Annotated in this window: 21 protein-coding genes; 13 read left to right on the top strand and 8 right to left on the bottom strand. The window is 57.5% G+C overall.

Features of this window, described 5'->3' with window-relative positions; translation table 11 throughout:
- Positions 1-12 precede the first annotated feature (12 nt).
- Positions 13-1,011: a class 1 fructose-bisphosphatase gene (gene fbp, locus INF61_RS12075; RefSeq protein ID WP_003856070.1), complete on the bottom strand. Its 999-nt coding sequence runs from the start codon at positions 1,009-1,011 to the stop codon at positions 13-15.
- 179 nt (positions 1,012-1,190) lie between these two features.
- Between fbp and mpl the strand changes: the two genes are divergently transcribed.
- Positions 1,191-2,564, top strand: coding sequence for a UDP-N-acetylmuramate:L-alanyl-gamma-D-glutamyl-meso-diaminopimelate ligase (gene mpl, locus INF61_RS12070; RefSeq protein ID WP_017694649.1), 1,374 nt, complete (start codon positions 1,191-1,193; stop codon positions 2,562-2,564).
- 104 nt (positions 2,565-2,668) lie between these two features.
- On the opposite strand, the gene yjgA is transcribed toward mpl, so the two are convergent.
- Complete coding sequence (gene yjgA, locus INF61_RS12065) at positions 2,669-3,220, bottom strand: ribosome biogenesis factor YjgA (RefSeq protein WP_017383918.1); 552 nt, start codon at positions 3,218-3,220, stop codon at positions 2,669-2,671.
- 95 nt (positions 3,221-3,315) lie between these two features.
- On the opposite strand from yjgA, the gene pmbA reads away from it, so the two are divergent.
- Positions 3,316-4,668 (top strand): metalloprotease PmbA, encoded by a 1,353-nt coding sequence (gene pmbA / locus INF61_RS12060; RefSeq protein ID WP_015572506.1) that lies wholly within the window; start codon positions 3,316-3,318, stop codon positions 4,666-4,668.
- Positions 4,669-4,711: 43 nt separating this feature from the next.
- Complete coding sequence (gene cybC, locus INF61_RS12055) at positions 4,712-5,098, top strand: cytochrome b562 (RefSeq protein ID WP_010427378.1); 387 nt, start codon at positions 4,712-4,714, stop codon at positions 5,096-5,098.
- A gap of 70 nt (positions 5,099-5,168) precedes the next feature.
- On the opposite strand, the gene INF61_RS12050 is transcribed toward cybC, so the two are convergent.
- Positions 5,169-5,324, bottom strand: a complete 156-nt coding sequence (locus INF61_RS12050; protein ID WP_017383916.1) for a Hok/Gef family protein — start codon at positions 5,322-5,324, stop codon at positions 5,169-5,171.
- A gap of 416 nt (positions 5,325-5,740) precedes the next feature.
- On the opposite strand from INF61_RS12050, the gene INF61_RS12045 reads away from it, so the two are divergent.
- The 10 genes from INF61_RS12045 to INF61_RS12000 all read left to right on the top strand — a co-directional run bounded on the left by INF61_RS12045 (position 5,741) and on the right by INF61_RS12000 (position 14,405).
- On the top strand, positions 5,741-6,079 hold the full coding sequence (locus tag INF61_RS12045; RefSeq protein ID WP_026080657.1) for a PRD domain-containing protein: 339 nt from the start codon (positions 5,741-5,743) through the stop codon (positions 6,077-6,079).
- A 10-nt stretch (positions 6,080-6,089) separates the two neighbouring features.
- A complete protein-coding gene (locus INF61_RS12040) occupies positions 6,090-6,452 on the top strand; it encodes an SFCGS family glycine-rich protein (protein WP_006810339.1) in 363 nt (120 codons plus the stop codon).
- Positions 6,453-6,454: 2 nt separating this feature from the next.
- Positions 6,455-6,754 (top strand): DUF4312 family protein, encoded by a 300-nt coding sequence (locus INF61_RS12035; RefSeq protein ID WP_006810338.1) that lies wholly within the window; start codon positions 6,455-6,457, stop codon positions 6,752-6,754.
- 22 nt (positions 6,755-6,776) lie between these two features.
- Positions 6,777-7,553, top strand: coding sequence for a DUF4311 domain-containing protein (locus INF61_RS12030; RefSeq protein ID WP_006810337.1), 777 nt, complete (start codon positions 6,777-6,779; stop codon positions 7,551-7,553).
- A 13-nt stretch (positions 7,554-7,566) separates the two neighbouring features.
- Positions 7,567-8,208: a DUF4310 family protein gene (locus tag INF61_RS12025; RefSeq protein WP_015572508.1), complete on the top strand. Its 642-nt coding sequence runs from the start codon at positions 7,567-7,569 to the stop codon at positions 8,206-8,208.
- Positions 8,209-8,250: 42 nt separating this feature from the next.
- Positions 8,251-9,384 (top strand): amidohydrolase/deacetylase family metallohydrolase, encoded by a 1,134-nt coding sequence (locus tag INF61_RS12020; protein ID WP_039271920.1) that lies wholly within the window; start codon positions 8,251-8,253, stop codon positions 9,382-9,384.
- Positions 9,368-10,486 (top strand): DgaE family pyridoxal phosphate-dependent ammonia lyase, encoded by a 1,119-nt coding sequence (locus tag INF61_RS12015; RefSeq protein ID WP_015572510.1) that lies wholly within the window; start codon positions 9,368-9,370, stop codon positions 10,484-10,486. The genes INF61_RS12020 and INF61_RS12015 overlap by 17 nt, the downstream gene beginning before the upstream one ends.
- Positions 10,483-11,223: a KDGP aldolase family protein gene (locus tag INF61_RS12010; protein ID WP_015572511.1), complete on the top strand. Its 741-nt coding sequence runs from the start codon at positions 10,483-10,485 to the stop codon at positions 11,221-11,223. Before INF61_RS12015 ends, INF61_RS12010 begins: the two co-directional genes overlap by 4 nt.
- A gap of 115 nt (positions 11,224-11,338) precedes the next feature.
- Positions 11,339-12,475 carry a lactonase family protein gene (locus tag INF61_RS12005; protein ID WP_045911372.1) on the top strand — a complete coding sequence of 379 codons (1,137 nt, stop codon included), beginning with the start codon at positions 11,339-11,341 and terminating at the stop codon, positions 12,473-12,475.
- 19 nt (positions 12,476-12,494) lie between these two features.
- Positions 12,495-14,405 (top strand): transcription antiterminator, encoded by a 1,911-nt coding sequence (locus INF61_RS12000; RefSeq protein WP_017383912.1) that lies wholly within the window; start codon positions 12,495-12,497, stop codon positions 14,403-14,405.
- Positions 14,406-14,437: 32 nt separating this feature from the next.
- Here the strand turns inward: INF61_RS12000 and nrdG are convergent, their stop codons facing one another.
- The 5 genes from nrdG to INF61_RS11975 all read right to left on the bottom strand — a co-directional run bounded on the left by nrdG (position 14,438) and on the right by INF61_RS11975 (position 22,094).
- Positions 14,438-14,902 (bottom strand): anaerobic ribonucleoside-triphosphate reductase-activating protein, encoded by a 465-nt coding sequence (gene nrdG, locus INF61_RS11995; protein ID WP_193547786.1) that lies wholly within the window; start codon positions 14,900-14,902, stop codon positions 14,438-14,440.
- Between the two features lie 105 nt (positions 14,903-15,007).
- On the bottom strand, positions 15,008-17,146 hold the full coding sequence (nrdD, locus tag INF61_RS11990; RefSeq protein WP_015572514.1) for an anaerobic ribonucleoside-triphosphate reductase: 2,139 nt from the start codon (positions 17,144-17,146) through the stop codon (positions 15,008-15,010).
- A gap of 368 nt (positions 17,147-17,514) precedes the next feature.
- Positions 17,515-18,087, bottom strand: a complete 573-nt coding sequence (locus INF61_RS11985; RefSeq protein WP_045350194.1) for a PTS sugar transporter subunit IIA — start codon at positions 18,085-18,087, stop codon at positions 17,515-17,517.
- 1 nt (position 18,088) lies between these two features.
- A complete protein-coding gene (locus tag INF61_RS11980; RefSeq protein ID WP_193547785.1) occupies positions 18,089-20,686 on the bottom strand; it encodes a glycoside hydrolase family 38 C-terminal domain-containing protein in 2,598 nt (865 codons plus the stop codon).
- A gap of 10 nt (positions 20,687-20,696) precedes the next feature.
- Complete coding sequence (locus INF61_RS11975; protein ID WP_071842881.1) at positions 20,697-22,094, bottom strand: PTS fructose transporter subunit IIC; 1,398 nt, start codon at positions 22,092-22,094, stop codon at positions 20,697-20,699.
- Positions 22,095-22,197 lie beyond the last annotated feature (103 nt).

Here is a 22,197-nt window from a genome sequence, read left to right as displayed (position 1 = left end):
CCTTTTCGTGCGTTACGCGTCCGGGAATTCGCGGATCATGCGTTCAACGTCATCCACCATATGGCGGTTGCCGACGAAGAATGAACGGCGCTGGTGCAGGCTTTCCGGCACGATATCCAGAATACGCTCTTTACCGTCGCTCGCCTTGCCGCCTGCCTGTTCGGCCAGGAACGCCATCGGGTTGCATTCGTACAGCAGACGCAGTTTTCCGTCCGGGTGGCTGGCGGTGCTTGGGTAGAGGTAAATACCGCCCTTCAGCAGGTTACGGTGGAAATCCGCCACCAGCGAGCCGATGTAGCGCGAGGTGTATGGGCGCTGGGTGGCTTTATCCTCTTCCTGGCAGAATTTGATGTACTTCTTCACGCCGTTCGGGAATTTGATGTAGTTGCCTTCGTTGATGGAGTAGGTGTTGCCCTTCTCCGGGAAGCGCATACGCTCCTGGCACAGGCAGAACACGCCCAGGGACGGATCGTAGGTAAAGGCATGTACGCCGCAGCCGGTGGTGTACACCAGCATGGTGGACGAGCCATACACCACATAACCGGCAGCAACCTGTTTACTGCCCGGTTGCAGGAAGTCTTCTTCCGTCACCGGTGTGCCAACCGGCGTGACGCGACGGTAGATGGAGAAAATGGTACCGACAGAAACGTTAACGTCGATGTTGGAGGAGCCGTCCAGCGGATCCATCAGAACAACGTATTTCGCGTGTTCACACCCTTCGAATACGACGATCTCATCTTCTTCTTCAGAGGCGATACCCGCAACGATGTCGCGCGCGCGCAGTGCAGCTTTCAGTTTTTCATTGGCGAACAGGTCGAGTTTCTGCTGAACCTCACCCTGAACGTTCTCGGCACCGCTGGCACCCAGGATATCGACCAGACCGGCCTTGTTGATATCGCGGTGGATGATCTTAGCGCCCAGCTTTATTGCCGACAGCAAAGCAGTGAGCTCACCCGTAGCATGAGAGAACTCGTGCTGCTTCTCGACAATAAATTCACCTAACGTTTTCATAACACTTTCCCTGCATCTTATGTTGAGTAAAGCGGTTGATGTCCAACAATCTTAACAAACATTCAAATATTAGCGCAGAGGTGAATCGCGCCAGCAAAATACGGATTTACCTGAAATGCGTTTCACAGCCGCTGACATGTGAGTAAAATGTGCGCCACATTGAAGAAGGATATTGACGTATGCGCATTCATATATTGGGGATTTGTGGCACTTTCATGGGCGGACTGGCAATGCTGGCGCGCTCGCTGGGCCATGAAGTGACAGGTTCGGACGCCAATGTGTATCCGCCGATGAGCACGCTGCTCGAGAAGCAGGGAATTTCTCTGATTCAGGGATATGACGCCAGCCAGCTGGAGCCGCAGCCGGATCTGGTGATCGTGGGTAACGCCATGACCCGTGGGAATCCATGCGTTGAAGCGGTGCTGGAACGCAATATCCCGTACATGTCTGGCCCGCAGTGGCTGCATGATTTTGTCCTGCGCGACCGCTGGGTTGTCGCCGTTGCCGGGACGCACGGCAAAACCACCACCGCCGGTATGGCGACCTGGATCCTCGAAGCCTGCGGCTACAAGCCGGGCTTCGTGATCGGCGGCGTACCGGGGAATTTCGACGTCTCCGCGCGTCTGGGCGACAGCCCGTTCTTTGTGATTGAAGCGGATGAATACGACTGCGCGTTCTTCGATAAGCGCTCCAAGTTCGTGCATTACTGCCCACGCACGCTGATCCTCAACAACCTTGAGTTCGATCACGCGGATATCTTTGACGACCTGAAAGCGATTCAGAAACAGTTCCACCATCTGGTGCGCATTGTTCCGGGTCAGGGCCGCATTATCCTGCCGGAGAACGACATCAACCTGAAGCAGACTATGGCGATGGGGTGCTGGAGCGAGCAGGAGCTGGTTGGCGAGCAGGGGCACTGGCAGGCGAAAAAGCTCAACGCGGATGCCTCCGAATGGGAAGTGCTGCTCGACGGTGAGAAAGTGGGCGAGGTGAAGTGGGGCCTGGTGGGCGAGCACAACATGCACAACGGCCTGATGGCGATCGCCGCGGCGCGTCACGTGGGCGTACTGCCTGCGGATGCCGCCAATGCGCTGGGCTCGTTTATCAACGCCCGTCGCCGTCTGGAGCTGCGCGGTGAAGCCCACGGCGTTACCGTGTATGACGATTTCGCGCACCACCCAACGGCCATTCTGGCGACGCTTGCCGCATTGCGTGGCAAAGTTGGCGGCACCGCGCGCATTCTGGCCGTGCTGGAACCGCGTTCGAACACCATGAAAATGGGTATTTGCAAAGACGATCTCGCACCGTCCTTAGGGCGTGCCGACGAGGTCTTCCTGCTGCAACCGCAGCATATTCCGTGGCAGGTGGCCGAAGTGGCAGACGCCTGCATTCAGCCGGCGCACTGGAGTGCGGACGTGGATGTCTTAGCGGATATGGTGGTGAAAGCCGCACAGCCTGGCGATCACATTCTGGTGATGAGCAACGGTGGGTTTGGTGGGATCCATCAGAAGCTGCTGGACGGTCTGGCGAAGAAAGCCGCAGCCGCAGAGTAAAAAAAGCCCGGTGGCGCTAGCGCTTACCGGGCCTACATTTTTTCGCACGACCTTGTAGGCCGGATAAGGCGTTTACGCCGCCATCCGGCGCAAACCCGCACAGATTACTCTTCGTTCTCAGACAGCTCGCGCAGATACTGGAAAATCAGGCGCGCAGACTTCGGCGGCTTATTCCCTTCTTTCTCTTTCTTCGCGTTGCGGATAAGCGATCGCAGCTGCTGGCGGTCGGCATTCGGCCACAGGTTCAGCACTTCAGGTACCGCGTCATCACCTTGGTCGATCAAACGATCGCGGATCTGCTCCAGCTTATGGAACAGCGCAACCTGCTGATTGTGGCGGTTTTTCAGTTTGTCCAGCGCCTGACGGATCGGCTCCACGTCGCGCTGACGCAGCAGTTTACCGATAAGCTGAAGCTGGCGGCGACGCCCTTCTTTCTTGATTTTCTGTGCCAGTTCAATGGCATCACGCAGATCCTGGTCGAGCGGGATCTTATCCAGCGCGTTTTTACCCAGTTCTACCATTTCTGCGCCAAGCTGTTTTAACTCTTCGGCGTCACGTTTAATTTCACTTTTACTGACCCAGATGATCTCATCATCTTCGTCTTCGATGTCATCACCGGGAACGTCGTCGAGCCAGTCTTCGGGCTGCTTAGTCATGTCAGGCTCCTTAAAAAAAGAGGCTAATGTTACCAGTTAAGACGCGCACTGAAAAACGGTTCTCTGTTAGACTTCACTTAACTCTCTCTTACAGTATGGCATTTGCGATGAAAGTAACCTCACAAGTTGAAGCGCAGCGTAAGATCCTGGAAGAAGCCGTCTCCACCGCGCTGACGCTCGCTTCAGGTAAATCAGATGGCGCCGAAGTGGCGGTCAGCAAAACCACCGGCATTAGCGTGAGCACCCGCTATGGCGAAGTGGAGAATGTAGAATTTAACAGCGATGGCGCGCTGGGGATCACGGTGTATCACCAGAATCGTAAAGGCAGCGCGTCGTCTACCGATCTGAGCCCGGATGCCATCGCCCGTACGGTGCAGGCGGCGCTGGATATCGCGCGTTACACCTCCCCGGACCCTTACGCTGGCGTGGCCGATAAAGAGCTGCTGGCGTTTGACGCGCCGGATCTCGATCTGTTCCATCCCGCGGAAGTGACGCCGGATGAAGCCATTGAGCTGGCCGCGCGAGCCGAGCAGGCCTCTTTGCAGGCTGACAAACGCATCACCAATACCGAAGGCGGCAGCTTTAACAGCCACTACGGCATTAAAGTGTTTGGTAACTCCCATGGCATGTTGCAGGGGTACTGCTCAACCCGCCACTCGCTTTCCAGCTGCGTCATCGCCGAAGAAAACGGCGATATGGAGCGTGATTACGCGTATACCATTGGCCGCGCGCTGGGAGATTTGCAGTCTCCGGAGTGGGTGGGAAAAGCGTGCGCCGAACGCACGCTGTCACGCCTTTCGCCGCGTAAACTCTCCACCATGAAAGCGCCGGTCATTTTTGCCAACGAAGTGGCAACCGGCCTGTTTGGTCATCTGGTGGGAGCGATTGCGGGCGGTTCGGTGTACCGTAAATCGACCTTCCTGCTCGACTCGCTGGGCAAGCAGATCCTGCCGGAATGGCTGACCATCGAAGAGCACCCACACCTGCTGAAAGGGCTGGCCTCTACGCCGTTCGACAGCGAAGGCGTGCGCACGGAACGTCGTGATATCGTGAAAGACGGCATTCTGACCCAGTGGCTGCTGACCAACTACTCCGCGCGTAAGCTGGGGCTGAAAAGCACCGGGCACGCGGGCGGCATTCATAACTGGCGCATTGCCGGACAGGGCCTGAATTTTGAACAGATGCTGAAAGAGATGGGCACCGGCCTGGTGGTCACCGAGCTGATGGGGCAGGGCGTGAGCGGTATCACCGGCGACTACTCTCGCGGTGCAGCGGGCTTCTGGGTCGAAAACGGTGAAATTCAGTATCCGGTGAGCGAAATCACCATCGCCGGCAACCTGAAGGACATGTGGCGCAATATTGTTACGGTCGGTAACGATATTGAAACACGCAGCAATATTCAGTGTGGTTCTGTATTACTGCCGGAGATGAAAATCGCCGGGCAATAATCCCCGTAAAAGCGTGATTAATAATAAAAAAAGGAAGTGAGCAATGCGTAAACACCTGTTAGCGATCGTCGCGGCTTCAACGCTGGTTCTTGGCTCGTCTGCGTTTGCTGCCGATCTCGAAGACAACATGGACATCCTCAGTGAAAACCTGAAGGTGGTGCAGAAAACGGACAATGCGGCGGACATGAAAGACGCATTGACTAAAATGCGTGAAGCCGCGCTGGATGCGCAAAAAGCGACGCCGCCGAAGCTGGAAAGCAAAGCGGCAGACAGCGCCGAGATGAAAGACTACCGCCACGGTTTTGACGTGCTGGTCGGCCAGATTGACGGCGCGCTGAAGCTGGCGAACGAAGGCAAAGTGAAAGAAGCCCAGGCGGCAGCCGATCAGTTTGTCGCGACCCGCAACACGTACCACAAAAAGTATCGTTAATTGGGTGCCTGAGCTGTACGTCCTCTCCCCGTATGCGGAGGCGCATAATGCGCCCCCGCATCGTTGCTCCCTACTTGCCGGAGCGACAATCCATCCGCGCTGTCACTTCAAGCGAGCCGTTACGAAAACGGATCTCGCACAGTGTTTTCCTCGTCACCAGCGTTAAGATGATTATTGTCAAAGAAATAATCATCAAAACCCCGATACTTGGGTTTCTGCGTTTCATGGATGCCTCCTTGCTTTTAAGCGGGCGAGGTAGCGAACTCCACGGTGTGACGTGTCGTTTCGAGCCCCCGCCCTGATTTTTTATCAGGCGGGGCTTTCCACTTTCCGTCCCATGCCTGAGACGGTCAGTCTCAAGCACCCGCCGCCACTCTAGCGGATCCCCATAAGAAAACCTTATCCACGTCACATTTCTACGAGCCTGCTCGTAATCTTTTCCACTCCGCTTACCAGACTAATGCCGCGTAATAGCGTGATATTCATCACGTAAATCCAGCGATTTATACAGATTCACCGCATTTATGTGGCACAGATCACTGCCGCTGCTCGCCTTTCCACTTCGAAGTGGAAAACAACTCGCTACAAACAATTCCCCCTCGACGTTAGTTTTATTCCAGAGCCATTAACGGGGTAAGACGAGTGATTAACGGAGCGGTAATGAACGACGTTGGGGAACAGGCGGTGCAAACAGAACAGCTCGCGAACACCATGCTTCAGCAGGTCTACGCCCTGCTGGCCCGGCACAACATCATTCCCAACGCGGTACAGGAGCAGATGCTGACCTCCCACGTTCGCGCAATGGCGCACCGGTCCGTGACCGGCGAGCCGCTGCCAGAGGTTGAAGCAGAGCTGTTTGACGAAATTTCACCAGATTCAATGCAACTCGCCCGTGAAGTGGTAGCGCAGTTCGGCAACCTTCCTGATGAAGAGGCCTGGCTGCTCTCCGTTCACTTCGAAGTCGCGAAAGACAACCTTTAAGGAGCAACACATGGAACAGATTACAGTCGTGATTGGCGATCGCCTGGGTAAAGGTCAGAAAGTGGCTGCGGGTGTGGAAAAAGCCGGCGGACGCGCGGTTGTCGTACCGGGCATGGCAGCGGATATGAAGCTCGGTGACGTGATGAAAGCAGAAAACGCCACCTTCGGGATCTCCTTCTGCGGCAGCGGCGGCGCGGGCGCCATCACCGCTCAGACCAAATATGGCTACAAGGCCAAATACGGCATGCGCTCCGTGGATGAGGGGGTGACCGCCATAAACGAAGGCTGCAACGTGCTGGGCTTTGGCTTTATGGATAAAGAAGAGCTGGGCGAGCGTCTGGTACAGGCGTGGCAGAAGAAATACGGCGCGTAAGCATGAAAGAACAGTTCACAACCACGGTGAGAGTGAAGGGGAAGGGCGACGCCAAAGCGCGCGCCTTTGCCGACGCCCTCAACCACGTTCAGGCTGCGGTGATGAAAGCCTCACCGCATATCTTACTGCGTATTGAGCCACAGGATGTGCAGGTTGTTCAGGCGCAAGAAGCGGTGCGAAAAGAAGCGTTTCTGTTCTTCTTTTTGCGCCGGGAAAGACGCACCTACAGCGTGGAGCTGGATGTGACCGTCAACGTGACCGCCATCAATCTCGACCAGGTGGATTTCGTCACGCAACGCTGATTATTCATAAAAGGGCAGACTGATGTTCTTAATTATATTAATAAAATCGCTCATCATTGGCGGCCTGGTTGGCGTCGGTGTTGGCGCCGGGGCTGCACGCATGTTTCATGCGCCTACCACTCAGGGTATGGGCGCGTTTCGTACGTTGGGGGAACTGAACTCCTGCGAAGGGGATCCGGCGTCCCACTTCTCCTTTGGGTTAGGTTTCTTCTTTAACGCCTGGGCCTCTTCCGTGGCCGCAGGTGCCTTCACACAGGACGTTGACCACCGCATCATCCCGAACTGGGGTGCTGCTGCACTGATGATTAAAAACCGTAACGTCGGTGAAACGCTGCATGACCCGCGCAAAATGGCGATTGCCTGCGGCATCATCGGCATGATTGTTGTGACCTTCCTTAACCTGACCGCCTCCTCCGTTCCGGCAGCGCTTCAGGTGACCGCCGTGAAGGTGCTGGTACCGGCGGCGAACCTGCTGGTCAACACCGTGATGCCGGTGATCTTCTGGCTGGCGGCCATCGACGCGGGTAAAAAATCGGGCTTCTGGGCCACCATCTTTGGCGGCGCGGCACAGCTGATCATGGGTAACGCCGTACCGGGTCTGGTACTGGGTATTCTGATTGGTAAAGGTGTTGAAGAGAGTGGCTGGAACCACGTCACCAAAGTGATGATGGCGGCGATCGTTCTGCTCTTCGTGCTGAGCGGCTTCTTCCGCGGCTTCGACATGAAGATGATCGAATCCTTCCATCTGACCGTGCCGAACTGGCTCGACATGATCCACAACTCGCTCAGCGGTAAATAACAGGAGCCTCTAAATGGAACAGAATAAAGGTTTTTGGTATGCCGACTGGTCGTTCCCGATCTTCGTTGGCCTGCTCTCCTCCGGCGTCTTCGCCGGGACGCACATGTACTACCTCTACGGCATCGGCGCGTTTAACGAAGTGGCCTTCGTGGCGATGCTGAAAGCGGGAATCGATACCGGCGTCTACGGCGCGGTGGCGGCGTTCGGTGCTAGCTTCCTGTTCGCCCGTATTATCGAAGGCTCGCTGGTGGGTATTCTCGATATCGGCGGTGCGATCCAGACCGGCGTGGGCCTCGGCGTTCCGGCGCTGCTGCTGGGCGCGGGGATCATGTTCCCGGTGACCAACTTCATTGCCGCGCTGATTACCGGCCTGGTGATTGGCCTGGCGATTGGCTACGTCATCATCCTGGCGCGTAAGTTCACCATCAATCAGAGCAACTCCACCTACGGCGCAGATGTGATGATGGGCGCGGGTAACGCCTCCGGCCGCTTCCTCGGGCCGTTGATTATCCTCAGCGCCATGACCGCCTCCATTCCAATCGGCGTCGGTTCCCTGGTAGGCGCGCTGCTGTTCTACATCTGGCAGAAGCCGATTACCGGTGGCGCCATCCTCGGCGCAATGATTTTGGGCTGGCTGTTCCCGGTCGCCCTTTAATACCCGCGGGCGCTTCGGTGCCCGCTTTATCAGGAGATCCTCATGTTTGATTTACTCCTGCGCCGTGCGCGCCTCGCCGACGATACCCTGACCGATATCGCCATCCAGGACGGGAAGATTGCCGCGACAGGCGACATTGACGCTCCCGCCCGCAAAACGGTTGAGCTGAACGGCGACGTGTTCGTCAGCGCGGGCTGGATTGACTCCCACGTCCACTGCTACCCGAACTCCCCGATTTACCACGACGAGCCGGACAGCGTGGGCATTGCCACCGGCGTCACCACCGTGGTGGACGCGGGCAGTACCGGAGCCGACGACGTGGACGATTTTTACGCTATCACCCGCAAGGCTTCCACCGAGGTGTTTGCCCTGCTGAACATCTCCCGCGTGGGGCTGATCGCCCAGAACGAGCTGGCCAACATGGCGAACATTGACGCCGATGCGGTGAAGCAGGCGGTGACGCGCCACCCGGATTTTATCGTTGGCCTGAAGGCGCGCATGAGCAGCAGCGTGGTCGGTGAAAACGGCATCACCCCGCTGGAGCGCGCGAAAGCGATTCAGAAAGAGAACAGCGACCTGCCGCTGATGGTGCACATCGGCAACAACCCGCCTAACCTCGATGAGATTGCCGAGCTGCTGAGCTCCGGCGACATCATCACCCACTGCTACAACGGCAAGCCTAACCGCATTCTGACGCCCTCCGGCGAGCTACGCGCCTCCATTACGTCTGCGCTGAAGCGCGGCGTGCGCCTGGACGTCGGTCACGGCACGGCGAGCTTCAGCTTTGAAGTGGCGAAGCGCGCCATTGCGATGGGCATTCTGCCGCATACCATCAGCTCGGATATTTACTGCCGCAACCGCATTAACGGCCCGGTCGGCTCGCTGGCGAGCGTGATGTCGAAATTCCTCGCCATCGGCATGTCATTGCCGCAGGTGATTGACTGTGTCACGGCCAACGCCGCCGACGGCCTGCGCCTGACGCGCAAAGGCCGCATTCAGCCTGGCCTCGACGCCGATCTGACGCTGTTTACGCTCAAGCGCCAGCCGACGGTGCTGACGGATGCCGAAAACGACAGCCTACAGGCTGAACACATTCTGATGCCGCTTGCCGCGATCCGCGCGGGCAAGGGCTACATGACCGAACAAGGGAGCACGGAACATGCCTTCGATTTATGAGAAGTACAACTTAAAGCAGGTTATCAACACCTCTGGCCGCATGACGGCGCTGGGTGTCTCCACGCCGCGCCCGGAAGTGGTGCAGGCGGCGATGGACGGCATGAATCACTATTTCGAGATGAAGGATCTGGTCAATAAAACCGGGGAATACATCGCGAAGCTGCTGGAGGTGGAAGGGGCGACGGTGGTCTCCTGCGCGTCGGCGGGCATTGCCCAGTCCGTGGCGGCGGTGCTGGTGAAAGACAGCGACTGGCTGCTGGAAAACCTGCACGTCACACCGATTGAAAACAACGAAATCGTCCTGCCGAAAGGCCACAACGTGAACTTTGGCGCGCCGGTGGGCACCATGGTGGCGCTGGGCGGCGGCAAGCTGGTGGAGGCGGGCTACGCCAACGAATGCTCTGCCGATCAGCTGGCGGCGGCGATCACTCCGCGCACGGCGGCGATCCTCTACATCAAATCGCACCACTGCGTGCAGAAAAGCATGCTCAGCGTCGAGCAGGCGGCGGTCGTGGCGCGCAAGCACGATCTCCCGCTGATCGTCGATGCGGCGGCGGAAGAAGATCTGCACGCCTACTACCGCTCCGGTGCCGATCTGGTGATCTACAGCGGCGCGAAGGCGATCGAAGGGCCAACCAGCGGGCTGGTGATCGGCAAAACCCAGTACGTTGAGTGGGTGAAGCGCCAGACGGCGGGCATTGGTCGCGCGATGAAAGTGGGCAAAGAGGGTATCCTGGGCCTGACCTGCGCCATCGAACACTACCTGACGGCGACCAAAGAGAGCGGGGCCGAGATGGTGGCGAAGATGACGCCGTTTATCGACGCGTTGAACACCCTGAACGGCGTGACCGCGCGCGTGGTCTGGGACAGCGCCGGTCGCGATATCGCCCGTACCGAGATTAAGTTCGACGAAGCCGCTACGGGCGTCGGCACGGGCGATCTGGTGGCGAAGCTGAAACAGGGCGAATACGCCATTTACTTCCGTGGCTATAAGGCCAACGAAGGGATTATCGAGGCGGACGTGCGCAGCGTGAATGCTGACCAGCTGAACATCGTGTACCGCCGCATTAGCGAAGTATTAGGACAGGAGAAAAACGCATGAAACTGACCCCCAACTTTTACCGTGACCGCGTCTGCCTGAACGTGCTGGCAGGCTCAAAGGCCAACGCCAGCGCCATTTACGAGGCGGCGGAAGGTCATGTGCTGGTGGGCGTGCTCTCCAAAAATTACCCGGACGTGGCGAGCGCGGTTGCGGACATGCGTGAATACGCAGCCCTGATTGATAATGCGCTCTCCGTGGGGCTGGGCGCGGGCGACCCGAACCAGTCGGCGATGGTGAGTGAAATCTCCCGCCAGGTGCAGCCGCAGCACGTTAACCAGGTCTTTACCGGCGTGGCCACCAGCCGCGCGCTGCTGGGGCAGAATGAGTCCGTGGTCAACGGTCTGGTCTCCCCGACCGGCACCGTCGGGATGGTGAAAATCTCCACCGGCCCGCTGAGCAGCGCAGCTATGGACGGCATAGTGCCGGTTGAAACCGCTATCGCCCTGCTGAAAGATTTCGGCGGCAGCTCCATCAAGTACTTCCCGATGGGCGGCCTGAAATGCCGTGACGAATACCAGGCGGTGGCGGAAGCTTGCGCCCGTCACGACTTCTGGCTGGAGCCGACCGGGGGAATCGATCTGGAGAACTTCGAGGCGATCTTGCAGATCGCCCTGGATGCGGGCGTGAGCAAAATCATCCCGCATATCTACAGCTCGATTATCGATAAAGCCAGCGGTGATACGCGTCCGGAAGATGTGCGCACGCTGCTGGCGATGACGAAGAAGCTGGTTAAGTAGAACCTGCCCCTCACCCTAACCCTCTCCCACCGGGAGAGGGAACCTTTACCCCCTCTCCCTTTGGGAGAGGGGTGGGGTGAGGGGAAACAAACCGCACACACCCGAAGGAGCCACCATGCACACCCGTACCCTGCTTGTCGCTTCACTCTCTTTACTTGCTACCTCTGCAATCGCTCAAACCCAGTACGCCTGGGTGGGTACCTATAATCCGAACGGTGAAGGGCTGTACCGCTTTACCGTCGATCCGCAAACCGGTGCGCTGAACGATAAAACACTGGTGAGCAAACTGCCGAACGCCGCGCAGTTAACCGTCTCACACGACGGCAAAACGCTGTATCTGGCAAGCGAAGTGGAGCAGGGCGTGGTGCAGGCGCTGCGCATCGGTGATAACGGCGCGCTGAACGAGCTGAATCAGGTGTCCTCCGGCGGCGCGGGGCCGGTGTATCTTTCCCTGACGCCGAACGGCAAACATCTGCTGGTGGCAAACTACATCAGCGGAACTGTCGCGGTGCTACCCGTTAACGCAGACGGCAGCCTGGGCGATGCTACGGACACCCATCAGGACAAAGGCGAACCGGGCGCGGCGAAGCCGGAAGCTGCCGTCGAAGGCAGTTTCGCCATCAGCGATCATAACGGCCCACATGCGCACATGATCGCCGCCGATCCGGGCGGGAAATACGTTTTTTCCACCGATCTGGGGCTGGATCGCATCTATCAGTACCGTTTTGACGATCAAACCGGGAAGCTGACTCCGAACGATCCGCCATTTATCAGCGCCTCCTCAAAAGGGGCCGGGCCGCGCCACTTCGTCTTTACGCCGAAAGGCGATGCCCTGTGGCTGATTAACGAAGAGGCGTCTACGCTCACCCATTATGCGCTGGACAGTAATGGCAGGTTGAAAGAGGGTAAAACGGTTTCAGCCCTGCCGGACGGTTATAAAGGCACCAGTTTTGCTGCCGGGCTGGCGCTAAGCGCCGACGGGAAACAGCTGTATGTCGCTAACCGTTTGCATAACAGCATCGGGCACTTTACCGTAACGGCGGAGGGTACGCTGACGCATCAGGATGATGTCTGGACGCGCGGCGACTATCCGCGCACCCTGACGCTCGATAAGCAGGGTCGCTGGCTGTACGTCATGAACCAGCGCAGCGACAACATTACCCGTTTCCGCGTGGCGCCGGACGGCAAGCTGAGCGCCGAGCCAGACTATACCCCGGTCGGCAGCCCATCCCAGATGGTCATTTCACCCTGAGCAGTAAGAGGACAACGACGTGCGATTTCCGAACCAACGTTTAGCGCAACTTTTCGATCTGTTGCAAAACGAGACGCTGCCACAGGACGAGCTGGCGCAGCGGCTGTCGGTCTCCACGCGAACCGTCCGGGCGGATATCACCGCCCTGAACGCGCTGCTGGCCAGCCACGGCGCGCAGTTCATTTTGAGCCGGGGCAACGGCTATCAGCTCAAAATTAATGATGTGGTGCGCTATCAACAATTGCAGGCGTCCCACCCGCGCGCGCTGCGTATTCCGCGAACCGGACCGGAGCGCGTGCATTATCTGGTGGTGCGTTTTCTGACGTCAGCCTTTTCCCTCAAGCTGGAGGATCTGGCCGATGAGTGGTTCGTCAGCCGGGCCACGTTGCAGAGCGACATGGTGGAAGTGCGTGAGTGGTTTCACCGTTACAACCTGACGCTGGAAACCCGCCCGCGCCACGGGATGAAGCTGTTTGGCAGCGAGATGGCGATCCGCGCCTGCCTGACCGACCTTCTGTGGGAGCTGGCGCAGCAGGACAGCCTGAACCCGCTGGTGACCGACGTGGCGTTGAACGCGGGCGTGGCGGAAAAGATGGTGCCGGTGCTGCACGATGCGCTGACGCGCCATCACATTCGCCTGACCGATGAAGGCGAGCTATTCCTGCGCCTGTACTGCGCGGTGTCGGTGCGGCGCATCAGCGAGGGGTATCCGCTGCCGGAATTCCACGCGGAGGACGTGGAAGAGAACGTGCGTGAGGCGGCGAAAGATATCGCGGTGGCTATCCAGGAGCTGGCGGGCAAAGCGCTTTCGCCGTCAGAAGAGAGCTGGCTGTGCGTGCACATTGCGGCGCGGCAGATCCAGGAGATCGCCCCCAGCGCCATTAACGCCGACGACGATGAAGCGCTGGTCAACTACATTCTGCGCTACATCAACACCCACTATAACTACAACCTGCTGAGCGATGAGCAACTGCATGCAGATCTGCTCACGCACATCAAAACCATGATTACCCGCGTGCGGTATCAAATCATGATCCCCAATCCGCTGCTGGATAACATCAAGCAGCACTACCCGATGGCGTGGGATATGACCCTCGCGGCGGTGTCGAGCTGGGGCAAATACACCCCGTATGTGATCAGCGAAAACGAAATTGGTTTTCTGGTGCTGCATATCGGCGTCGGGCTGGAGCGCCATTACAATATCGGCTACCAGCGCCAGCCGCGGGTGCTGCTGGTGTGCGACGCCGGTAACGCGATGGTGCGCATGATCGAGGCGGTACTTCAGCGTAAATATCCGCAGATTGAGGTGACGCGCACGCTCACCCTTCGTGAGTACGAGCTTGCCGATGCCATTGGCGAAGACTTCGTGATCTCCACCGCCCGCGTGAGCGAAAAATCCAAACCGGTGGTGATGATCGCCCCGTTCCCGACCGATTATCAGTTAGAGCAGATCGGCAAGCTGGTGCTGGTGGATCGCACCCGCCCGTGGATGCTGGAAAAATACTTCGACGCGGCCCATTTCCGCATTCTCGACAAGCCTGTCGACCAGCAAACGCTGTTCCGCGAACTGTGCGGGCAGCTTGAAGGGGAAGGTTTTGTCGGCGCGGAGTTTCTGGAATCGGTTATCGAGCGTGAAGCCATCGTCAGCACCATGCTCGGCGACGGCATCGCGCTGCCGCACTCCCTCGGGCTGCTGGCGCAAAAAACGGTGGTCTACACCGTGCTGGCGCCGCAGGGCATTCAGTGGGGAGATGAAACCGCCCATGTCATCTTCCTGCTCGCCATCAGCAAAAGCGAGTACGAAGAGGCAATGGCGATTTACGACATCTTTGTCACCTTCCTGCGTGAACGCGCGATGGCGCGCCTGTGCCAGTGCGAGAATTTTGCGGCGTTTAAGGCTGAGGCGATGGAGAGTTTGAGTCGGTTTTGACGTTCAGGCGGACAGAGGATATCCGCCTTCATTCAACGCAGATGATGCACAACCTGGTTGCTGCTGCCGCGCCAGATAAGCATAGGATCTTTTAGATCCTGCACGAACTTGCCGTCGACCAGGACGTTAATCAGATCCACCACTTCCATCTGCTGTGCATTTAGTTCATCCAGCTTATAGCCCGTCCAGACCCAGACGTCTTTTCCTGCGCACTCGCGGCGGATGCGTTTTACCAGCTTCAGGATCGCCGGCACGTTTTTCGGATGGAGCGGGTCGCCGCCGGAGAGCGAGATCCCCTGGCGTTTGATGCGCGTGTCGTTCAGGTCGTTGATGATGCGGTCTTCCATCTCAGCGGTAAACGGCATACCCGAGTTCAGGCGCCAGGTGCTTTTGTTGTAGCAGCCGGGGCACTCGTGAACGCAGCCTGATACAAACAGGGTACAGCGGGTGCCGGGGCCGTTGACGATGTCGACGGGGTAGTACTGGTGATAGTTCATCGCGAATAACCACGCCGGGTGGCGCTGCGCTTACCCGGCCTACAAAAGAGAGCGGTCCGTAGGCCCGGTAAGCGCAGCGCCACCGGGCATTAACGTGGCAGCGGATTACCCGATCTGCCCATTCCCCAGATGTTTCACCCTGCGCTTCACCTCTTCCTGCTTACCGGCGTTAAACGGACGGGCGTCCGGGCTGCCGAGGTAGCCGCACACGCGGCGGGTCACGGAAACACGGGCTGCATCGTGGTTACCGCATTTCGGGCAGGTGAAGCCTTTGCTGGTGCACTCGAACTCACCGGTAAAGCCGCACTCGTAGCACTCGTCAATTGGCGTGTTGGTTCCGTAGTACGGCACGTGCTGATAGCTGTAATCCCACACGTCTTCCAGCGCCTTCAGGTTGTGCTGAATGTTCGGGTACTCGCCGTAGCAGATAAAACCGCCGTTCGCGATGGGCGGATAGGCCGCTTCAAAGTCGATCTTGTCGTACGGGTTCACCTTCTTCTCCACATCGAGGTGGAAGCTGTTGGTGTAGTAACCTTTGTCGGTCACGCCTTCCACGATGCCGAACTCGGCGGTGTCCAGACGGCAGAAGCGATCGCAGAGGTTTTCGCTCGGCGTGCTGTACAGGCTGAAACCGTAGCCAGTTTCCTCTTTCCACTGGTCTACCGCATCGCGCAGGCGCTGCACAATCGCGATACCTTTCTCACGCAGGGCGTCGTTGTCATAGATGTGCTTGTCGCCAAACAGCGCGTTAATCGTTTCGTGAATGCCGATATAGCCAAGAGAGATCGATGCGCGACCGTTTTTGAAGATCTCCGACACATCATCGTCCGCCTTCAGGCGCACGCCGCAGGCTCCTTCCATATAGAGAATTGGCGCGACGCGGGCTTTCACCCCTTCAAGACGGGCGATGCGGGTCATCAGCGCCTTACGTGCCAGCTGTAAACGTTCATCCAGCAGCGTCCAGAAGGCCGCTTCATTCCCTTTAGCTTCCAGCGCGATGCGCGGCAGGTTCAGGCTGATGACGCCCAGATTGTTGCGCCCGTCGTGGATCTGCTCGCCGTTCTCATCTTCGTACACGCCGAGGAAGCTGCGGCAGCCCATTGGCGTTTTAAACGAACCGGTGACTTTCACAACCTGATCGTAGTTGAGGATGTCCGGGTACATACGCTTGCTCGCGCACTCCAGCGCCAGCTGCTTGATGTCATAGTTCGGATCGCCAAACTTGTGGTTCAGGCCGTCGCGAATGGCGAACACCAGTTTCGGGAACACCGCCGTTTTACGGTTTTTACCGAGGCCGGAGATGCGGTTGCGCAGAATAGACTGCTGGATCAGGCGTGATTCCCAGCTGGTGCCGAGGCCAAACCCGAAGGTCACAAACGGCGTCTGGCCGTTGGCGGTGTGCAGCGTGTTTACCTCATATTCCAGCGACTGGAACGCGTCGTAGCACTCTTTCTCGGTGCGGGAACGGGCGTAACCGTCGGCATCCGGGATCTGCCACTCTTCCGCCGTTTTACGGTGTTTGTTGAAGCTCTCGGCCACGAACGGGGCCAGTACTTCATCGATGCGGTTAATGGTGGTGCCGCCATAGATGTGGCTCGCCACCTGGGCGATGATCTGCGCCGTGACCGCCGTCGCGGTGGAGATGGATTTCGGCGGCTCAATCTCGGCGTTACCCATTTTAAAACCGTGGGTCAGCATGCCTTTCAGGTCGATCAGCATGCAGTTAAACATCGGGAAGAACGGCGAGTAGTCGAGATCGTGATAGTGGATCTCACCGCGCTCGTGCGCAGACACCACGTCGCGCGGCAGCAGGTGCTGGCGGGCATAGTGCTTGGCGACGATACCGGCCAGCAGGTCGCGCTGGGTTGGGATCACTTTGCTGTCTTTGTTGGCATTTTCATTGAGCAGCGACGAGTTGGTTTGCTCTACCAGGCCGCGGATCTCCTGGTTCAGGCGACCGCGTTTCTCACGCTGGACGTCACGGTCGTGACGATACTCAATGTAGGCGCGCGCCAGCTGCTTGTACGGACCAGACATCAGCTGGTTTTCAACCGCGGTCTGGATCTCGTTGATATCCACCTGGCTGCGTTCATGCATCTGGCTGCTAACGACTTCTGCGACGGTGGCGCAGTAATCTGCGTCATCGACTCCCGCTGCTTTAGCTGCACGCAGAATGGCTTCTTTGATGCGCTCTGATTTAAACGGCACTTTACAGCCATCACGTTTCATCACATGCGGTGTCATGATCACTCCATTTTAAAAACAGGTTATCCACAAAGGTGGAGAAGTATTCACCGGACGTATTCCTCGCCGCGGCAAAGACTTCCCGCGTGCCCAGCTCGTGTTATCCACAATTCCGGCCAGCGTTCGCGCCGTCTTGTTGTTGGAATAGTAGACGATAAATACAAGATGTTGGGTCGGCGTGCATTTTAAGTGCTACATATAGTGATTTGCATCAAACAAGTTTGCGATTTTTTTGATGCAGAACAAAGTAAAAAGACGAGAGTACAAACGGCGGGCGCTGGGGCAATTGTAAAGACTCGAAGGAAAAATCTGATTAATTATTCAACAAAAACAAGCGCTCAGCAGAGCCTGTGCTGAGCGCTGCTCGATTAACTCACCCCGCAGGCCCAGCTCAACCCTGCCTGCAAAAAGGCTACGGTAACGATGCAGCCCAGTACCAACGGGATGAGAAGAGAGCTTTCGGGGGCATCGTCCTGTTTTTGAGAACCTTCATTACTCAGCGCAAACATCGCCTCTTCCCGCGTACGTGCCGCCAGCAATTGCTCACGCACCCGCTCATCCGTGAGTCTGCTGGTCAGCGTCGTCAGCAGGTGCATATGCGTACTGCCTGCTTCCGCTGGCGGAATGGCGAGCAGGAAAACCATCCTCACCTCTTCATCACCCTCCAGCCCCGGCCAGCATATCGGATCGTCAAAGAGCGCCAGACAAAATGCCGCCTGTTGCACCGCCTCGGTTTTACCGTGCGGGACGGCGAGCGCTTCACCCAGCGCGGTAGGGCCTTCACTTTCGCGTTGTAAAACGCTTTCGATAAATGCCTCTCGATCGTTGATGACATTCCGCCTGGCGAGCGGCTCGGTGAGCCAACGGATCACTGCTTCCGGCGTACGTTGGGGCGGGTTGATAAACACCAGATCGGGATGCGTCAATGCCAGCAAGTTCATATTAAGCCTCAATCAAAAAATCGCAGGTTGCGGAGGGGAGGATCGCCGTTACCGGTTGCATCGGCTCTTCCAGATAGTTGATCTGCCGTAACACTGCCAGACTTTCCGGGACGGGAGCCGGTTGTGTCCCGGCGTTAAATACGCGTAAGACGGTGCCATGCAGCAGCTGCGCATGGGGCAGAGCGGAAAGGATGAGCGGCTCCGGCACGGTCAGTAGCGAGAACTCTGCCGGAAGCCTGCGCTCGGGCAGACGCAACGAAAAGCGCTCAAGACGGTGATCGAGCGTGTGTAGCGTTTGCCGTTGGTAGGTGAAGGGCTGTCCAGCCGCCTGATTTTCCAGCTGGCGCAGCGTGAGGTGGTCGGCGTTGTCGGCCAGCGCGACGGTGAATGAAAAGCGCAACGGTTTCAGCAACTGGGCATCAGGAGTCTCAACCACCGTATTATTGATGCCGGAGGCCCGACCCGGTCGCCATTCGAGATCGCTGCGTCCGAGCACGCCCGTCGATTTAAACATCGTCAGGGCAATAGCAGCGGGTTCGCTGCCGATAATCTGAAATTCTTTCATGCCACGGCTAGTCACAACCAGCGCTTTACCCGGTTCCGTGACAGCGATAATGCCCTCGCTGGTTTCGATATCCACGGGCTTCTCGCGATAGCGTTCTTGCCAGTGTTCACCGTCATATCCCGTTTCGCGCTGGATGATTGCGAAGGGCTGTGAGGCGATAGCGTGACGGGTGTGAACATCGCTGCCGATCAGTAAACGTAGCCGGTGATCGCAGTGGCTGTTTTCCAGCGAAGCCTCGACATACAGATTCGGATCGTCGTGGCGTAATTCGCAGACCAGACGAATGGATAACGGCGTTCGGGCCGTATCCTGACGGCTGGCGAGATCCTGCGGAAGACGCATTGTGGCCTCGACGGTCAGCTTTTCGACAAGCGGCGTTTTTACGCCGTCGACGAGCGTAAAATGCGAACAGCGCGTCGGCGCGTCGCCCGCAAGCGGTGAGAAATCGTAGCTGTCGCCCGCATCCACGCAGTCTTCAAAGGTAAAGAAAGAGGGGATACGTCTGCCGCTGCGTTTGTCATGCAGGGTAAGCGTTCCGGCATCCAGCGACAGCCGATAATGCGCATTCTCAATCTCGCTGCCCTTTATCTTTTCAGACGCCAGGAAAGGCGCAGGGTCTTCTTCAACGTTAACGGTGAGATAGCCGATCGGCGGCAGAACCGGTGTCTTTACCGCAACGTGCCAGCGGTAATAAGGGAGAAGGGGCGTCTCGCACTCGCCCTCGGCGGTAAGGGAGATCGCCGTTCCGCCGGGCAGAATGTCTCTTTCCAGGACGTCGAAAGGGATGGGCTGCCCCTGATGCGTCAGGGCGATATTATCCGCCCGGCTATACAGGGTGGTTATCACCACGCGCTGCGTTGGGGTAGCCAGCGAGTTAAAAATCAGCAGGTCGCCATCCTGAACGCAGGCGGCGGCCAGGGTTTTCACCACCAGATTCCACAGGCTATGGCACAGCTGTTCGGTTTGTTCCATACGATGCAGAATGTCGCGGTTGGTGGCATCGCTATTACAGCCGCCAATGGAATCGTGGGCATGGTTTCGCAACAGCTTTTTCCAGAGGGTGTCGACTACCGCGAGGTTGACCGGAATCCCCTGGTGACGCGCCATTGCGATTGTCGGCTCCAGCTGTCGCAGGATGAACTGTTCAACCTCATCGTTTTTCTTTTTGATGTCGTAGCGCACGGAGCCGATCGTTTTATGGATGCGGGTGTAGCGCGGCGATTTCAGCTCTCCTTCCAGGAGCTCAAACTGTTCACGCTGCGCGCGAAGGGTTTCTACATAACGCTCCAGAGAGCTGATGAAGTAACGGTCCTGATCCGGGGACTGTGCGCTGGCGACCTCCAGGATTTTCGGCAGCGCCGGGTCGATGCTGACCTGATCGCCGCCGCAGGGCAGGAGCAGGTCGTTTAGACCGGCCCGTGAACGCAAAAGTGTGGTCATCGGGTAGATTTTTCCCCGGAGATGGGAGGCTTCCGAACGCATGTTTTTAGCCGCGCCATAACCGAGCGCCATCGCACAGGCGATGACGGTCGCACCTGAGGGTGCGCGCCAGAGGAACTGGCTGCTTTTGGCGTGCCTGTCGTGATCGATACCGCGCCAGAAGACGATATTGTCGATATTGCAGCCCTGCAAGATCGTGGGCATTTGCGCATTGTGGCCAAAGGTATCCGGAAGATACCCAACCTGCATCGCATGCCCCAGCGTCCGGGCAGAAAAAATGCCGTACTTCAGGTTGCGGATAATCGATTCGCCATGCACGTTGTAGGTGTCCGTCTGGGTATACCATGGCCCTACGAAGATCCTTTTTTCTCTGACCAGCTTTTCCAGCCTGGCGCGATAATCAGGATTGATGGCGAGAAAGTCCTCCACTACCGCCATCTGTCCGTCAAGGTGATAGCAGGTGTAAGCGGAGTCCTGCTCCAGCGTGTTGATGACGTCCGCAAAATTATATGACGCCAGCACCATGCTGTCCTGACGGGTGAAATACCACTCCTGATCCCAGTGCGTATGGGCAATGACGTGGATCTGATTCATGACGTTCCCCTTATCTGGCGTTCTTTGGGCTGACATAGAGTACGCCCAGGGCGCAAATCAGTGCGCCAATAAAGACGCTCGCCAGGTAGCCCGCCACGTTGGTTGCCAGCGGCCAGCCCCAGACGGCTGGCAGAGGCAGCGTCTGCTTCACGCCAAGGGTAATGGCGACCAGCGCGCCGGCGACGGCACCGGTCATGAACACCGGGATCAGACGTGGGTTTTTCAGGATGAACGGGATCGCGCCTTCGGAGATCCCAATCACGCCCAGCAACAACGAGGTGCTACCGACGGTTTTCTCTTCCTGGCTAAAGACATCCGGTAATCCAAAGCGGCCGTTGAGGAACGCAGCAAAGCCGACGCCAATGGAGGGGATCACGATGGAGAGTTCGCGGGCGGTTAAATCAAACGTCTCGCTCATGCCATTCAGGCCGAGCGCGACCGAGCCTGCCGCCTTGTTGACCGGACCGCCCAGGTCGAACGCGGTGCCCGCGGCAATCATCGCGGAATAGAACCCGCGCCCGGTGTCACCTGCCGAGGTAAAAAAGACCACCATCAGCTGGTTAAGCGAGCCAAAAATCGGGTTAATCAAATATTCCATGACCATCACCAGCGTAATGCCGGTGATCAGCGGGACGAGCAGCATGGTTTTAATGGTGGTGAGCTGCTGGCGGACGTGAATCGAATCATTGAGCCAGCGCACCAGATAGCCCACAAAAAAGCCGATACCAATGGCGCCGAAAAAGCCGGATGGCATAAAGCCTTCGATATCAAAGAAGCGCTTATAGACTTCGTCTGACATGATGCCGCCAATAAGACCGGGGATGAGTGCCGGTTTACCGGCAATGGAAAACGCCAGATACATCGCAAAAACGGGATACATGAACTTAATGGTCATAAAGCCCACTTTATCCAGCACGCTGAACGGCGAATGTTCGATGTTAATAAACTGCCCGGTTATTTTGGCCGTCGCCATCATCAGCCCGCCCATCACCACCACCGGCAGCATATAGCTGATGGCCGCCATAATATGGCCAATAAAAATCTGGTAAGCCGAACGCTGAAGATCGTCTTCTTGTGCGACAGTGGTGACGTTTTTTTCCTTTGCCAGCGCCTGACGCAGATAGCGATCGGTATGTTTGATCAGCTCTTGTGTGCGGGTTTGAAGGTGAGGGATGTTTTCAAAACGCTCGGCATCCTGAATGGGAACGTCGGTTGCCAGAATAATGGCCGTGGCGGAGGCGATATCCTGTTTTGTTAAACGGTTTTTAACGCCGTCGCTGCCCTGCGTTTCGACCTTTACCTCGATATTGTGCTCGTTAGCCCATGCAATAATTTTATTCGCCGCCATAAAGGTGTGTGCGATACCTGTCGGGCAGGCCGTTACCGCGACAACTTTTTGTTTCGTCATTGTCATAATTCCCTGGATGTGAAAACAGGGGAAGTATAAAGAGAACCTAAAACAGTTTTTAATGTTTGCTAATACTAATTACGTATCGTGATACGCGTAAATG

The sequence above is a fragment of the Enterobacter cloacae complex sp. P18RS genome, assembly GCF_014982105.1.
GTDB lineage: Bacteria > Pseudomonadota > Gammaproteobacteria > Enterobacterales > Enterobacteriaceae > Enterobacter > Enterobacter hormaechei_C.
Note: the sequence above shows the minus strand (reverse complement) of the source record. Positions and strands in the feature narration are given on the sequence as shown.

Excerpts from the sequence above, each read along its gene's own strand:
- INF61_RS12005 (WP_045911372.1), top strand. The coding sequence starts at position 11,339 with ATGCACACCCGTACCCTGCTTGTCGCTTCACTCTCTTTACTTGCTACC.
- cybC (WP_010427378.1), top strand. The coding sequence starts at position 4,712 with ATGCGTAAACACCTGTTAGCGATCGTCGCGGCTTCAACGCTGGTTCTT.
- INF61_RS12035 (WP_006810338.1), top strand. The coding sequence starts at position 6,455 with ATGAAAGAACAGTTCACAACCACGGTGAGAGTGAAGGGGAAGGGCGAC.
- INF61_RS12050 (WP_017383916.1), bottom strand. The coding sequence starts at position 5,324 with ATGAAACGCAGAAACCCAAGTATCGGGGTTTTGATGATTATTTCTTTG.
- INF61_RS12025 (WP_015572508.1), top strand. The coding sequence starts at position 7,567 with ATGGAACAGAATAAAGGTTTTTGGTATGCCGACTGGTCGTTCCCGATC.
- INF61_RS12020 (WP_039271920.1), top strand. The coding sequence starts at position 8,251 with ATGTTTGATTTACTCCTGCGCCGTGCGCGCCTCGCCGACGATACCCTG.
- INF61_RS11980 (WP_193547785.1), bottom strand. The coding sequence starts at position 20,686 with ATGAATCAGATCCACGTCATTGCCCATACGCACTGGGATCAGGAGTGG.
- pmbA (WP_015572506.1), top strand. The coding sequence starts at position 3,316 with ATGGCATTTGCGATGAAAGTAACCTCACAAGTTGAAGCGCAGCGTAAG.
- INF61_RS11975 (WP_071842881.1), bottom strand. The coding sequence starts at position 22,094 with ATGACGAAACAAAAAGTTGTCGCGGTAACGGCCTGCCCGACAGGTATC.
- nrdG (WP_193547786.1), bottom strand. The coding sequence starts at position 14,902 with ATGAACTATCACCAGTACTACCCCGTCGACATCGTCAACGGCCCCGGC.
- mpl (WP_017694649.1), top strand. The coding sequence starts at position 1,191 with ATGCGCATTCATATATTGGGGATTTGTGGCACTTTCATGGGCGGACTG.
- INF61_RS12015 (WP_015572510.1), top strand. The coding sequence starts at position 9,368 with ATGCCTTCGATTTATGAGAAGTACAACTTAAAGCAGGTTATCAACACC.
- INF61_RS12030 (WP_006810337.1), top strand. The coding sequence starts at position 6,777 with ATGTTCTTAATTATATTAATAAAATCGCTCATCATTGGCGGCCTGGTT.
- nrdD (WP_015572514.1), bottom strand. The coding sequence starts at position 17,146 with ATGACACCGCATGTGATGAAACGTGATGGCTGTAAAGTGCCGTTTAAA.
- fbp (WP_003856070.1), bottom strand. The coding sequence starts at position 1,011 with ATGAAAACGTTAGGTGAATTTATTGTCGAGAAGCAGCACGAGTTCTCT.
- INF61_RS12040 (WP_006810339.1), top strand. The coding sequence starts at position 6,090 with ATGGAACAGATTACAGTCGTGATTGGCGATCGCCTGGGTAAAGGTCAG.
- INF61_RS11985 (WP_045350194.1), bottom strand. The coding sequence starts at position 18,087 with ATGAACTTGCTGGCATTGACGCATCCCGATCTGGTGTTTATCAACCCG.
- yjgA (WP_017383918.1), bottom strand. The coding sequence starts at position 3,220 with ATGACTAAGCAGCCCGAAGACTGGCTCGACGACGTTCCCGGTGATGAC.
- INF61_RS12010 (WP_015572511.1), top strand. The coding sequence starts at position 10,483 with ATGAAACTGACCCCCAACTTTTACCGTGACCGCGTCTGCCTGAACGTG.